The 15,176-nt window shown below is 39.1% G+C and carries 13 protein-coding genes; 4 read left to right on the top strand and 9 right to left on the bottom strand.

From position 1 onward, the window contains the following. Positions 1–2 precede the first annotated feature (2 nt). From mraY to mraZ, 6 genes are read right to left on the bottom strand one after another with little or no spacing between them, the layout of a single operon-like run. Entirely contained in the window at positions 3–1,247 is a 1,245-nt protein-coding gene (mraY, locus tag OGI71_RS25060; RefSeq protein WP_259187015.1) for a phospho-N-acetylmuramoyl-pentapeptide-transferase, read from the bottom strand. Positions 1,248–1,250: 3 nt separating this feature from the next. Next, the gene (locus OGI71_RS25055) at positions 1,251–2,711 is read right to left on the bottom strand and encodes a UDP-N-acetylmuramoyl-L-alanyl-D-glutamate--2,6-diaminopimelate ligase (RefSeq protein ID WP_282252836.1); all 1,461 of its coding nucleotides are present in this window, start codon (positions 2,709–2,711) and stop codon (positions 1,251–1,253) included. Then, entirely contained in the window at positions 2,711–4,828 is a 2,118-nt protein-coding gene (locus tag OGI71_RS25050; protein WP_282252835.1) for a penicillin-binding protein, read from the bottom strand. Before OGI71_RS25050 ends, OGI71_RS25055 begins: the two co-directional genes overlap by 1 nt. Before the next feature lie 8 nt (positions 4,829–4,836). Continuing rightward, a complete protein-coding gene (locus OGI71_RS25045; RefSeq protein WP_120259578.1) occupies positions 4,837–5,250 on the bottom strand; it encodes an FtsL-like putative cell division protein in 414 nt (137 codons plus the stop codon). A 15-nt stretch (positions 5,251–5,265) separates the two neighbouring features. Beyond that, entirely contained in the window at positions 5,266–6,180 is a 915-nt protein-coding gene (rsmH, locus tag OGI71_RS25040) for a 16S rRNA (cytosine(1402)-N(4))-methyltransferase RsmH (protein ID WP_282252834.1), read from the bottom strand. Between the two features lie 4 nt (positions 6,181–6,184). Next, positions 6,185–6,646: a division/cell wall cluster transcriptional repressor MraZ gene (gene mraZ, locus OGI71_RS25035; protein WP_282252832.1), complete on the bottom strand. Its 462-nt coding sequence runs from the start codon at positions 6,644–6,646 to the stop codon at positions 6,185–6,187. 433 nt (positions 6,647–7,079) lie between these two features. Between mraZ and aspS the strand changes: the two genes are divergently transcribed. The 3 genes from aspS (at position 7,080) to OGI71_RS25020 (ending at position 11,523) form a co-directional block, all read left to right on the top strand. Further along, positions 7,080–8,831, top strand: coding sequence for an aspartate--tRNA ligase (gene aspS / locus OGI71_RS25030; RefSeq protein WP_282252830.1), 1,752 nt, complete (start codon positions 7,080–7,082; stop codon positions 8,829–8,831). A gap of 96 nt (positions 8,832–8,927) precedes the next feature. Beyond that, entirely contained in the window at positions 8,928–10,316 is a 1,389-nt protein-coding gene (locus OGI71_RS25025) for a LutB/LldF family L-lactate oxidation iron-sulfur protein (RefSeq protein WP_282252828.1), read from the top strand. 70 nt (positions 10,317–10,386) lie between these two features. Beyond that, positions 10,387–11,523, top strand: a complete 1,137-nt coding sequence (locus tag OGI71_RS25020) for an acyltransferase family protein (RefSeq protein ID WP_282252826.1) — start codon at positions 10,387–10,389, stop codon at positions 11,521–11,523. Positions 11,524–11,648: 125 nt separating this feature from the next. Here OGI71_RS25020 and OGI71_RS25015 read toward each other — a convergent pair whose 3' ends face one another. Next, positions 11,649–12,155 carry a hypothetical protein gene (locus tag OGI71_RS25015; RefSeq protein WP_282252824.1) on the bottom strand — a complete coding sequence of 169 codons (507 nt, stop codon included), beginning with the start codon at positions 12,153–12,155 and terminating at the stop codon, positions 11,649–11,651. A gap of 127 nt (positions 12,156–12,282) precedes the next feature. After that, complete coding sequence (locus OGI71_RS25010) at positions 12,283–13,191, bottom strand: energy transducer TonB (protein WP_282252822.1); 909 nt, start codon at positions 13,189–13,191, stop codon at positions 12,283–12,285. 72 nt (positions 13,192–13,263) lie between these two features. Between OGI71_RS25010 and OGI71_RS25005 the strand changes: the two genes are divergently transcribed. After that, positions 13,264–14,085, top strand: a complete 822-nt coding sequence (locus tag OGI71_RS25005) for a hypothetical protein (protein WP_282252820.1) — start codon at positions 13,264–13,266, stop codon at positions 14,083–14,085. Between the two features lie 54 nt (positions 14,086–14,139). Here the strand turns inward: OGI71_RS25005 and tsaD are convergent, their stop codons facing one another. Beyond that, on the bottom strand, positions 14,140–15,141 hold the full coding sequence (gene tsaD, locus OGI71_RS25000) for a tRNA (adenosine(37)-N6)-threonylcarbamoyltransferase complex transferase subunit TsaD (protein ID WP_282252818.1): 1,002 nt from the start codon (positions 15,139–15,141) through the stop codon (positions 14,140–14,142). Between the last annotated feature and the right edge of the window lie 35 nt (positions 15,142–15,176).

The following is a 15,176-nucleotide window of genomic DNA, read 5'->3' as shown; positions in this document are numbered from 1 at the left end:
CGTTATCTAATTTTTAATGTTACAATTGTCAGAATGGCTAAAATTATTCCCACAATGACAAAACGTGTTACAATTTTTGCTTCATGGTACCCCTTCTTTTGGAAGTGGTGATGCAAAGGGGACATTAAAAATATCCTTCTTCCTTCACCGTATTTCTTTTTGGTATATTTGAAATAGGAAACCTGTAGGATCACGGAGAGATTTTCCAACAAAAACACACCGCATAAAATTGGAATCAACAATTCTTTACGGATCAAAATGGCAAATGCTGCAATGATACCACCAATTGCCAAGCTACCTGTATCACCCATAAAAACCTGTGCAGGATAGGTATTATACCATAGAAAACCGACACAAGCTCCCACAAATGCTCCTGCAAAAATCACAAGCTCACCAGAGTTGGGGATATACATAATATTGAGATAGTCTGAAAAAATCACGTTACCAGACACATAAGCCAAAATTGCCAAGGTAACCCCAATTATTGCGGACGTACTAGTGGCCAGACCATCGATACCATCGGTAATATTAGCACCGTTGGATACTGCAGTAACGATAAAAATGACAACAATTAAAAAGACTACAAAAGTCAAATAGTCACTTTGCAAGCCAAACATCTTGAACACCTTGGCGTAGTCAAATTCATTATTCTTATAAAACGGTATATTTGTTTTAGAAGATTTTACATTTTCAGCATATGTTTTTTCTCCTGTCCCTTCGTTAATAACCACTTCCACCGGTTTAGTTGAAGTTGGCTTATCCACACCTTTACGTACCACAATATCTGGGTGAAAATACATCGTGCAGGCAATAATAGCCCCCAATCCGACTTGGCCAACCACCTTAAATTTCCCAGCTAACCCTTCTTTATTATGTCTAAAAACTTTAATATAATCATCCAGAAAACCTATTGCCCCCATCCAAAGTGTCGTTACAATCATAATGATCACATAGATATTTGTCAACTTGGCAAATAATAACGTAGGAATCAAAATCCCGGCGATGATAATTATCCCCCCCATTGTCGGCGTACCAGCTTTCTTTTTTTCACCTTCTAGCCCTAAATCACGAATTGTCTCCCCAACTTGTTTATTATGCAAGAACTGGATCAATTTCCCCCCAAAAACCGTGGTAATAATTAATGAAGCGATAACAGCCATAGATGTTCTAAAGGAGATGTATTGAAACAAACCTCCTCCTGGTATATGGATATATTCGCTAAGCCACGTAAATAGATGGTACAACATATTCTATTTTTCGTTAAATGTATTCTCTAAAATTTCTTTATCATCAAAATGATGCTTTACACCATTCACATCTTGATATTTTTCATGTCCTTTTCCGGCGACCAGGATAATATCTCCAGGGTTTGCCAATTGATACGCTGTACGTATCGCTTCTTTACGATCTGCAATAGAAAGTGTTTTCGCCTTTTGTTCAGCTCCTACACCAGCTTCAATATCTTTAATAATCTGATATGGATCCTCTGTGCGTGGATTATCAGATGTAATCAAGAAACGATCGCTATAGCGTAATGCGGCTTCTGCCATCTCAGGTCTTTTGGTTTTGTCACGGTCACCACCACAACCTAAAACAGTAATGATCTTTTGCTCTGGACGTCTCAAAGAACTAATGGTTTTTAAGACATTTTCAACAGCATCAGGTGTATGTGCATAATCCACAATACCAAAGACACCTGAAGTGGATTTCATCGTTTCAAAGCGCCCTTCTGCCCCTTTCAATGTACTTAAGGCCGTCAATACCTTTACTGTTTCTTGCTCCAATAGGATTGCTGCCGTATACACCGCTAAAAGATTATAAGCATTAAAATCACCTATCAATTTGACCCATACTTCCTGCCCATCAATACTCATCAACATCCCATCAAAATGGCTTTCGATAACTTTAGCTTTAAAATCAGCGCCCGAACGCAAGCCATAGCTTTTTTTATGGGCAACTGTATTTTGCAACATGATCTGACCATTTCGATCATCCGCATTTGTTAAAGCAAACGCATGTACATCTAGATCATCAAAGAACTTCTTCTTTGCTTTAATATAGTTATCAAAAGTTTTATGAAAATCCAGATGGTCGTGTGTAATATTCGTAAATATAGCACCAGCAAAAACCAGCCCTGCTATACGCTCTTGTACCACCGCATGTGAACTGACTTCCATAAAAGCATAATCACAGCCATCATCTACCATATCCCTCAACAGCTGGTTCAACTGGATTGGATCTGGAGTAGTGTGCGTTGCAGGAATTATCTTTGGACCAATTTGATTCTGTACTGTTGACAGCAAACCAACATGATATCCCAGCTCTGTAAACAACTGGAATAACAACGTCGCTACAGTTGTTTTTCCATTGGTTCCTGTCACTCCAACCAACTTGAGTTGCTCGGATGGATTACCATAGAAATTGGCAGAAGCGACTCCTAAGGCATATGCCGAGTCTGCCACTAAAATGTAAGCCACAGAGTCTAATGTTTCCACAGGAAGTTCTTCAACAATAACTGCTCTTGCTCCAGAAGTGATTGCTTTATCGATAAATAAATGTCCGTCTGTCTGAACACCACGCACAGCGATAAACAAACTTCCCAGCTCCACCTTTCTGGAATCAAAGCACAAAGAGTGCACATCGACCTCTTCGAGGTTTCCCACCACCTGTTGAACAGGGATAGCATGCAATACTTTTTTTAAATCCATCATTACTTAAGTTCTAAATTTATCGCTGTTCCAAATGGGAGTTTTTGACCTGCAGTCAGAGATTGTGCTCCCACTCTTCCCTTTCCAAATACATGCGTTTTAAATCCCGCATTCTCCATCACATACAAAGCATCCATCAATCCCATTCCCACTACATTTGGAACAATTCCTTCTTTATATTTCAAATCCACAAATGGCACACCTCTATTCGATGTATCTACTTCACCTCTCGCCACCATATCCCAATTCACTGTATTAATTCCCAACTTATCATATACTTTCTTACTCGCTTCTCTTGACCCTTGCAAGGTCAATGGCATTCTTCCGCCAACGTTAACTGCCTTAAATGATTTTTTTCCCTGCATCTCCATATCATTAGCATAAACCATATCCGCAAGCTCTTTAAAAACAGGTCCGGCCACCGATCCACCATAATAACCATTTCTCGGATTTCGGATCACCACAATAATCGAATATTTCGGATCTTCAGCTGGGAAATAGCCTGCAAAAGATGACTGGTATCTCCTAGCTCCATAACCTCTCGAGCCATCAGCCATCTGCGCTGTTCCCGTCTTACCTCCCGATGTATACAATGGGCTAGCAACACTTCTTCCTGTACCCTCTGTCATGACACCCTCCATCATTCCCCTTACCTCTGCCAATGCATGATCCGAAGCGATCTTTTCATTGATTACCTTTGCTTGAAAGGTTTGAATCGTATTACCCAGATGCCTAATCTCTTTGACAAATAATGGGGCAATCAATTTACCGTTATTTGCAACAGCGTTATAAAATGTCAAGGTCTGTAATGGTGTAATCTTCATCTCATAACCATAAGCCATCTGAACCAGAGACAATCCACTCCAAGATTTACTTTTCGATGTTTTCACCAATGGAACTCCCTCTCCTGGAATCTGTAGATCTAACGTCTTACCGAATCCAAAAGAATGCAGTTTCGACGTAAACTGATCTGGGTTATCTTTATAAGCTTGATAGACAAATTTTGTAACCCCAACATTCGACGACTCTTCAAAAGCTCTTTTAGCCGAGACTATAGATTTTTTTGGCGCATGCGAATCGCGGATTGTATGCTTGTAAATCGGCCAGTTACCATTTCCGATATTAATGGTCGTACTTGAATCGATTTTCTTATCATCGATCAATGCTAGATAAGAGGCAAGTTTAAAAGTTGAACCCGGATCGGCACTTTGCGCAATTGCAAGATTGAACTTCTCACGATAAACACCATCTTTATCCCGCATGAAGTTTGCAACAGCCCGCACTTCACCTGTTTTCACTTCCATCATCACAACACATCCTTCATCAGCATTACTCACAATCATTTGTTTCTCCAGCGCTCTTTGAGCCATATCCTGCATATTCACATCAATTGTAGATATGATGTCCGAACCATCAACTGGTGCAACCTCAATATCTCTATTGACAGGGATCCAAACCCCTCCTGCAATACGTTGCATCAATCTCTTACCACTTTTCCCATCGATATACTCACCGTATGCGCCCTCTAATCCGACGTGGATATTTTCTTTTACGTTTTTATAGCCAATAGTTCTTGCCGCCAGATTAACGAATGGCAAAATCCGCTTATTCTGTCTATCGGTAATCAAACCACTAGGAAAACGTTCCTTTTCAACACGAGCAGATTTAAATAAAGGAAATTGCTTCACTTTCTTTAAATCCTGATGCGACACATTTCGTTTGATCAGTAGATAGCGCTGCTTTTTATTCCGCGCCTGTTTTAGTAATGTCAAATATTGCCGGGATGATTTATCCTTAAAAAAATCAGCCAATTTAATCGCGAGAGAATCAACTTTGAGATTGAAATATTCATTTTCTTCTTCGGGAATGGCCATAGCATCAAAACGAAGTTCATACTCAGGAACAGAAGTCGCCAATAAGCTCCCGTCGTTGGAATAGATATTCCCCCGTGCAGCTTCAACCTCACGCTCTTGAATAGAAAGACTATCCGCCAAAGCCTTCCAATGTTGCCCATCCACATATTGCAACTTCAGCATTTTCCCAAATACCATAAATGCAAGAAGCACAATAAGTCCAAAGGCAAAATAGACGCGAACAAGAATCGTGTTTCTGATACTCATAACTCTCTCTATTTATCTTCTTTTTTCTCTACAACTTCAATCTTGATCGGCGGCTCCACCCGTTCTTTCAAACCCAATGAGTCCACGCGCTTTGCGATCTCCGTTTGCGTGGACATTTTCATAAGTTCAGCAGATAGCGACTTATGATCCCAGCCCAATTCTTTTACTTCTTTGCTTACTTTATCGATACCTCGAATAGTTCGCTCAGCGAAGTGACGGTTAGAGATATACAACAGCATCAAAAAGGCGATGAAAGCCCCAAAAGGGAGATACTCCAATATTTTGTTTAAGGAAAGGTCTCCAACGGTAAAAAGCGTTTTAATAAACGCTTCTGTTTCTTCCGCCTTTTCCTCGACAGTTTCTTGTAGTTCTTCCTGAACTTCTTCACTCAATTCTTTCTGTCTTATTGTATTCCTGCTCATCTTTTCGCTCCATTTTTAAGACAAATCCAACCTTTCAGCAATACGCAGTTTCGCACTGCGCGATCTATTATTTACAGCCAATTCCTGCGGCGATGCTGTAATCGCTTTACGGCTCAACACATGGAACGGCTTGATTTCATTTCCAAAAAAATCTTTCTCAACATCCCCTTTAAATTTCCCTTTGGCCATAAAATTTTTCACCAAACGATCTTCTAAGGAATGATAAGACATCACCACCAATCTCCCCTCACTTTTCAATACATCAACAGTTTGCAACAAAAACTCTTGCAAAGCCTCCAATTCACGGTTAACCTCAATACGCAAAGCCTGAAAAACTTGCGCATGATATTTATGTTCTTTTCCCTTTGGAACCATTCGCTGAATAACTTCTTTCAATTCAGCAACCGTATGTATCGGCTGTGCCAAACGAGCTGTTACAATTGTTTTCGCCAAGGACTTTGCATTCATAATCTCGCCATACATACCAAAAATCCGATGAAGATCTTCTTCCGCATAAGTTGCCAACACGGCTTTTGCATCCAAATCTCCCACTTGATCCATACGCATATCCAAATCAGCATCAAATCGGATTGAAAAGCCACGATCTGCTGCATCAAACTGATGCGATGAAACGCCCAAATCAGCTAAAATGCCATCCACTGTACGTACACCATGCAGACGAAGACTATTCTTTAAAAACCTGAAATTTTGATGAATCAATGTAAAACGAGGATCATCAATCACATTTCCCAAAGCATCCGGATCCTGATCAAAAGCAAATAGCTTTCCCTCTGGCCCCAGCCTCTTCAGTATTTCACGAGAGTGACCACCTCCACCAAAAGTTACATCCACATACACACCATTCGGCTTGATCGCCAAAGCATCCATGCATTCTTGCAACATTACCGGAACATGATACACATTCTCCATATTACTATATTCCAAAATTAATATCCCCCATTATCTCTGCCGCTAAAGACGATATATCTTCCACACCTCCGTCACCCATCAAATCATCATATCCCTCTTTAGACCAAACTTCTATCTTGTTAAACTGACAAGCCAAAACCAATTCTGTTGTTATTCCTGCAAATTCAAGCAAGCTTTTTGGCAACAAAACACGACCAGCCGCGTCCAAAGTCAGCTCTGTAGCTCCACGAGTAAAAGCACGCACAAAAGCACGCACTTTCGGATCAAATTGATTTAACTTAGCCAGTTTAGCTGTCATCAAATCCCACTCCTCACGTGGATAAAAAACCAAATGCTTCTCAAAACCGCGATTCACAACAAGCCCATCGCGCTCAACATGAGGCATCTGCCTCTTGAGCGCCGCTGGCAACACCATTCTTCCTTTGGCGTCTAGCTTGCATTCGAATTCTCCGATCAACTGAGTCATATCGTCAATTATCCTATTCTAATTTAAATGTAAAAGTATACACTTTCTCCCACTTTCCCCCACTTTACAACATAAAAAAGTTTTCCACATCGAAAAATAGCTACAAGAAAAAATAACATCCATTTTCACCATAAAGCATAAAACCTTATTTACAAACAGTTAAAGACGTATTTCAATCAAATATACCTTCAAAACACGGTCAGATATTTTTCGGTTTTTTTTCAAAAAAACCGAAATGAATTGTAAAAATTTCCTCTTTAGAAATTTAATTTTGCTCCCTTTTTCCGGAAAAATGGGAGAAAGTGGAGAACTGAAAAACAGATAATCTCTAGTGTGGTCGAAAGTGGGAGAACAGCATTCAAATAAGAACAGTAGAATTCGTTATTGTCGAGTAAAACCAATAATTTTGCATAAATTTTATTTTTATTAAGATATGCACAGAACACACACTTGTGGAGAATTAACATTAGCTGACTTAGGGAAAACGGTTACCCTAAGTGGATGGGTTCAAAAATCCCGCGATTTGGGCGGTATGACTTTCATCGATGTTAGAGACCGATATGGTATCACACAATTAACGTTCAATGCAGATGATGACGCGTCTTTACGTGCTAGTGCCCGTGAACTGGGAAGAGAATATGTCATAAAGGTAACCGGAGAGGTTATTGAACGTTCCAATAAGAATGCTAAAATCTCTACTGGAGATATCGAAATCAAGGTTTCAAATCTTGAAATATTAAATGCAGCGAAATTACCTCCTTTTACAATAGAAGATGAAACGGATGGTGGCGATGATATCAGAATGAAATTCAGATATTTGGATTTACGTCGTAATCCGGTACGTGAGAATCTTATTTTACGACATAAAACTTCGCAGGAAGTACGTCGTTATCTTGACTCTCAGAATTTCCTAGAAGTGGAAACACCTTATCTTATCAAATCTACTCCGGAGGGAGCACGAGATTTTGTGGTTCCTTCCCGCATGAATCCAGGTGAATTTTATGCATTGCCTCAGTCACCACAGACATTCAAACAACTATTGATGGTATCAGGATTTGATCGCTATTTTCAAATTGTCAAATGTTTCCGCGATGAGGACTTGCGTGCTGACCGTCAGCCAGAGTTCACACAAATCGATTGTGAAATGTCCTTCGTAGAACAGGAAGATGTGCTGAATATTTTTGAAGGATTGGCAAAACACATCTTCAAAACGATCAAAGGCATAGACCTTGGAGCGGTGCCACGTATGACTTATGCTGATGCCATGCGTCTCTATGGATCCGACAAACCTGATATCCGTTTCGGAATGCAGTTTGTTGAATTAAATGATGTAGCCAAAGAAAAGGGATTCCCTGTATTTGATGCTGCGGAGCTGGTTGTCGGTATCAATGCCGAGAATTGCGCGGATTATACCAGAAAACAACTGGATGCCTTAACAGATTTTATTAAACGTCCTCAAATCGGCGCTACAGGTTTAGTTTATGCCCGTGTGAATGAAGATGGCTCAGTAAAATCTTCTGTTGATAAATTTTTTACTCCGGAACAACTAACGGCCATTGCTGCTAAGTTCCACGCGAAACCCGGGGACCTCTTATTAATTATGGCGGGTGGCAAGGATAAAGTTCGTAAACAATTAAACGAATTGCGTCTAGAAGTTGCCTCACAGCTCGGTCTTCGCGACAAAAACACCTTTGCTCCGTTATGGGTTATTGATTTCCCTTTATTGGAATGGGATGAGGACAACGCTCGCTACCATGCAATGCACCATCCTTTCACCTCTCCAAAACCGGAAGATATTCCGTTACTGGACACAAAGCCTGGTGAAGTAAGAGCAAATGCTTATGACTTTGTATTAAACGGTGTCGAAGTGGGCGGTGGATCTATCCGTATTCATGACAGAGACCTCCAGTCACTCATGTTTAAACACCTCGGATTTAGTCCCGAAGAAGCACAGAAACAATTTGGTTTCTTGATGGAAGCGTTCACCTATGGAGCTCCTCCACATGGTGGTTTAGCGTTTGGTTTTGACAGACTCGTATCGCTATTAGCTGGTCTAGATTCCATCCGTGATGTGATTGCCTTTCCAAAAAACAATTCGGGAAGAGATATCATGATTGATGCTCCATCAACTATTCACCAGGAACAATTGGATGAATTAAGCTTAAATATTAATATAAAAGGATAAATTTCAAGCTCGATTTTCGAGAAACAATTTATTAACACTATATTTAAAAGTTGGTAGGAAACGACCAACTTTTTTTGTGAAAAATCAGCAGATTAGATGTCAGAGAGTACGGCAAATACGTTTTTAAAGGAAAGTGCACAGAAAGCATTTGACACCAAACATCGCGATATTATAAATTACAATATCGACAAATACAGTATTGCTTTCGAAAAGGGGAAAAGCAAATTTGCAAATCTCGAAAACTCCAAAATAAAAGCAAATTTGATCAAATGGAAAGTAATGGAAAATCTCGATCGATATCTATTACAATTTGAAGCAAATTTTACCGCACGTGGTGGGAAAGTAATTTGGGCTAATGATGCCGATGAAGCGCGGGAGGAGATTTATAAGATCATCGAACGAAAAAGAACACGGTCGATTGTAAAATCTAAATCTATGGCTACAGAAGAAATTGAGTTAAATCATTTTCTGGAGTCCAAAAACATAGAAGCCATCGAGACTGATCTCGGAGAATATATTATTCAGCTGCTAGGCCAGAAACCCTACCACTTTGTCACTCCTGCTATGCATTTAAGCTTGGAAGATATCGCTAAGCTTTTTCATGAAAAATTTGACACTCCCTTGGATGCATCTGCAGAACAGTTAACACTAAAAGCCCGCGAATTATTAAGAGACAAATACTTAGCAGCAGAAGTCGGTATTACAGGGGCTAATTTCTTAGTCGCTGAAACAGGAAGTATAGCGATTACCGAAAATGAAGGAAATGCACGTCTGACCTCCACATTTCCAAAAACACATATTGCTGTGGTGGGCATTGAGAAGATTATTCCCACACTACAAGATCTGGAAGTATTTTGGCCACTTTTATCCACACATGGTACAGGTCAAAACTTAACAGTTTACAACACCTTACTCACAGGACCCAAACAGTCTTACGAGTCTGATGGACCCGAAGAAATGTATGTTATCCTACTTGACAATGGACGTAGTAATCTCCTTGCACAGAAAGAACAACGTCAGGGCCTATATTGTATCCGCTGTGGTGCCTGCTTAAATGTATGTCCTATTTATCAAAATATAGGCGGACATACGTATGAAACAACCTATCAAGGACCAATCGGATCTTTAATCTCTCCACATTTAAATGGGATGAAGGAATTTAAACATCTGAGTTATGCATCTACCCTTTGTGGCAAATGTACCGAAGTTTGTCCCGTAGGCATCGACATTCAACGCATGCTTCTTGTCAACAGAAAAGACGCTGTGGAGCAGGGTTTATCAACTAAAACAGAACAAAAAGTCTGGAGCTGGTTTACATATGGTATCCAACGTCGAAAATTAATTGATTTCTTTGGCGGAAAATTCAAGAACTTCTTCCTCCGAAAGTTTTTTAAGAAAACTTGGGGAGATCAAAGGGAATTGCCCAAGCTAGCAGAAAAATCCTTTTCCAAACAATGGAAGGAACAGCAAAAAAACAAAGAATAACAAAAAAGTGGCATTAGCTTATCAAACTAATGCCACTTTTTTTATTAGCCTCACTCCAAACCTGCTGCAAATGACCTCTAAAAATATAAAAACGTATCTTCCTTGGATAGACTTTCTCCGCATTTTGGCTTGCTTTATGGTCTTAATATCGCACAGCTGCGATGCCTTTGTTGGAACATTTGACAATAGCAGCACATTTCATCAAGGCGTATTTTGGGGCAGCATTATTCGTGCCTGTGTACCATTATTTGCAATGATCTCAGGTATATTACTATTTCCCGTACAAACCGATGTGGCAACTTTCTACAAAAAGAGAATAGGTCGAATACTTGTTCCTTTATTATTTTGGTCAATCGTCCTACCGCTCACTTTTTTTATCTATCTGAACTTTATTAAGAGTAGTTCGAGTGCTTTGATAGATATGAATAATTTTACGGTGCAAGCAACCTTAACAAAAATCTACACGGCAGGCTTCAACTTCAATTATGATACAACGCCTCTATGGTACATGTATATGCTGGTCGGTTTATATCTCATCATTCCAATTATCGGAAGCTGGTTGAGTCAAGCCAGTAAAAAAGATATTCAATATTTTCTCGGCTTTTGGGGAATTACACTTCTAGCACCTTACATCAAAATGGCCGCTCCAACTTTAGGTTATACGGGCAATTACGGACAGATGGGGTTGTGGGGTGTCTGTAATTGGAATGAATTTGGCACATTCTATTATTTCTCAGGTTTCCTGGGTTATATCATATTAGCATACTATTTAGTAAAATACCCTTTTCAATGGTCACTAACTAAAACTATTTCAATTGCCGTTCCACTTTTTGCAGTAGGATTTATCATCACCTTTTCAGGCTTTCTACTAACCCAAAAACATTATCCAGGAAATTACGCTAATTTAGAGATCGTCTGGTATTTCTGTAATATCAATGTCGCAATGATGACTGCCGCTATATTTCTTATCGTGCAAAAATTAAATATCCGCGAATCAAAGTGGATAAAAAATATAGCAGGCGCCACATTTGGCATCTATTTATGCCATTTTGTTATTGTACAGGCGATGACAGATACATTTCTGAATATTGATTACCTGCCCGCTTCCCTAAAAATTCTGTCTATTGCCCTTCTAAGTTTCGGTATAAGCTATTTGGTTACGAAGATTTTTGATACAAACTCAATTACACGAAGATTTATTCGCTAAAACAACTGCTCAGAAACAGAACAGCGGGTATGTGCACACAATAAAAAATAAAAAGGGGATCAATGATCCCCTTTTTAACTAACACTCACCAATTATTAATATGAAAACTACTCTTTTTATTAACCTTATGTTGTTTTTGCTTCAGCATCAACGGCTTTTTCACTCTCGTTTTTCTTAAAATCTCCTTTTCGCATTTGTCGATGTTTTCTCCAATTTTCTTTGTGCATTTTATGGTTCTCAGCGTAAGAATCTTTCAATGTCTTTTGTTGCTCCGGAGTCAATAAACCCATCATTTTTTCTTGATCAGTAGCCCGTTGTTTTCTCATTTTTTCGCGATATAATTTGCGCTCTGCCGCGATTTTTTTATGATCCTGTGCTTGTTTCAAATGAAATGCATACACCTCTTTACGTTGTTGATCTGTAAACTTCAACTTTTGGTCCATACGATCTGTTTTGATCTTAGCTAATTCTTCAGGATTTTTATTTTTTAAGCCATCGTGCTTTCTATCCTTTGAATGCTTGTGCAATGGAGCGTTCATTTCTTTGGTATCTGATTTAAGATCCTTTTTCTCCTGTGCGAAACCTGTCAACATTAATCCGGATAACGCCAAACTTAACATCAATTTTTTCATCTCTCTATTTTTAAATCAACAATCTTTCAATTTTTATAGATTGACTTTCCAACCTATTTATCTATAAGAGTATTATTGACCATCAAAAGTTTAAATTCGCATCTGTTAAATAAAGTTAAGATTGGCTTTATTGAGATACCGCACTTAAACGGATAGGTAAAGTATAAGCCACCCGCACAGTTCGTCCATTCTGAACACCAGCTTTCCATTTTTTTGCCTTTTTTAATAAATTAATTGCGGCTTCTCCAGTTCCAAAATTCATATCCCGTTTTACCGCAATATCTGTCAAAGATCCATCTCGCTCCACCACAAAAGATACTTCGATAACCCCCGATACACCCTGATCCAAAGCTGATTGTGGAAAATTATAATTTTCCGACACCCATTTCATGAAAGCCGGCATACCACCTTCTGGACGTGGCATTACTTCAACAGCCTCAAACACTGTACTTGCATTGTTATCAGTACCTCCCCCTGACACTACTCCTACTTTACTGCCTGTAATACTACCATCCTTCTTAGAGGGGCCAAATTCACCTCGTGCGATATGCGTTCCCGCGGCATTCGCTTTCAACGTGATACGTGCAGTCATTGTATTGGGTTTATTCAGTTCATCCTGTGTAGCAACATCCTCAGTTACTTCATTTGCCTTGGTAATCTTAGGTTCTGGCATACGCACCAAATCAAACTTCGACACATCCTGTGCGATCTGCTGTGGCGCTTTCTCCTGCATTAAAATAGGCTCTTCTTTCACCTCATCTTTTTTCTCAGCTTCTTTCTGAATCGCGTCTAGATCCTCAGGCATCATATCCGCAATCGTAGTGGTCACTACAGGTACAGCTTTCTTAAAATATCTATTATACCCATAAGAACCCACGATCAAAAGGAAAGCAAGGGAAACAACAATAGCTAGCCCCACATTTGTTGCTTTATTTGACAAATTCCGCAACTCATATGCACCATACATCTTGTTGCGACCTGCAAAGATAACATCCAGCCATTCCTTGCGATAGATATTCAATTTTGAGTTCATCATAACATTAAAGTTTAAATCTTTTCATTATGATGCGCGAAAGCCTTATATTTCATAAAAATTTTACGCACTCTTATGAAATCACTTTTTTTAGCTATTCTTCTACTTACATTATACGGTTGTGACAACAGTCAAAATCAATCCAAACCTCCGGTTAAGAGTGAAAATAAAGAGCAATTAATTTCACCTTATTTTGGCTTTTTGAATCAGCAAAAAGATTCATTAATTGCCCTTCCAATGGATCAGGCCATGGAGAGTCCCGAAAAATACAACTATGTCATTATAGAAAATCAAGTTAGCCCATTGGGATTTATACAGAATAAAACAGACAATAAGGAAAGCAACGGAAGGCAGACAGCACAAAACTTTGCCAATAGCGAAGGCTCATTGTTTACAATAAAGAATGAAATTAAATCCGGAGATTTTGGAATGTTAGTCAATCAGGCATTCTTAAATCAATATAAAATAGAATCTTTTACAAAAGTTCAGCGCGAGACAACTCAGGAGGTAAAGGAAAAACTGGAAAAAAAATATAAAAGGAAAATAAACAAAAGCACTACAGTCGCTGTCCTAAAAGATCAAGCTGAATTCAATCTCACAGTTTTTGAAAACCAACAAGATTCGGCACTGGCGGTTTTTTCGTATATCAAAGAAGACCAATTAATTAATTTGGATTTTCCGGCCACCTATGATGATATTAGTACTTGGCGAGTCGATGATGGTGGTCAATTTGACAATGAGGCATTCCAGGTTCTCACTGTACTGCGTTCGGAAGCAGGAATTAGTTTTGTTAGCATTTTTTGGGGAGCAGAAGGTTATGAATTGAACTTCTATCAGCCTAAAAAAGATAAGTTTACTTCAGCAGCACAGGCCTACGGTTACAGTTCTCCTTTATAAGGAAATTATCGTTTCCCTAGTTAGATTATTAGGGAAACGTTCTTTAATAATATTTTATAAATGCATTCTCGCCATCGGAGCTACATCCTGACCAACAAAGTCCCCTTTTAAATATTTATGATATCCAGCAATGGCGATCATCGCTGCATTATCTGTACAATATTCGAATTTAGGAATAAAGACATTCCAATGGTATTGCTCCCCCATTTCAATCAATCCCTTTCTTAGTCCAGAATTCGCAGAAACACCGCCCGCAATCGCGATATCTTTCACACCCGTTTGCTTTGCGGCTTTCTTCAATTTATTTAATAAGATAGAGACAATACGGGATTGCACACTAGCACAGAGATCTGCGATATTTTCTGTCAAGAAATCAGGATTCTGCTTTAACTGATCTTGAACAAGGTAGAGTATTGCTGTCTTTAACCCTGAAAAGCTAAAATTAAGTCCCGGAATTTGAGGTTCTGGTAATTTGTACGTATTGGAATTACCCTGACTTGCATATTTATCAATAAGCGGTCCACCGGGGTAAGGCAGATTGAGGATCTTAGCCGTCTTATCAAAGGCTTCCCCTGCAGCATCGTCCAGAGTTTCACCCAATAATTCCATTTCGAAGTAATCTTTTACCAGGACAATTTGTGTATGCCCACCTGAAACAGTTAGACATAAAAAAGGAAAATTCGGCTTCGGTTCTTCAATAAAATGGGCCAAAATATGCGCCTGCATATGATTTATATCGATTAACGGAATATTCTGAGCAAGTGCAAATGATTTTGCAAAAGAAGTTCCGACCAAAAGAGCACCTAATAATCCAGGTCCGCGCGTAAAACTCACTGCATCTATTTGATTTTTGCTTATTTTTGCTTGACGAATGGCTTCGTCCACCGTAGGAATAATATTTTGTTGATGAGCACGTGAGGCTAACTCGGGAACAACTCCACCATATTTTGCGTGGATTGCCTGAGTAGCAATAACATTTGAATGAATTTCACCGTTAATACAAATAGAAGCGGAGGTTTCATCACAAGAGGATTCAATCCCTAAAATAATAGCCATAGCTGGAGTTATAAATTAGAATACAAAAGTATCAA

The organism is Sphingobacterium sp. ML3W (assembly GCF_029542085.1).
Classification (GTDB): Bacteria; Bacteroidota; Bacteroidia; order Sphingobacteriales; family Sphingobacteriaceae; genus Sphingobacterium.
Note: the sequence above shows the minus strand (reverse complement) of the source record. Positions and strands in the feature narration are given on the sequence as shown.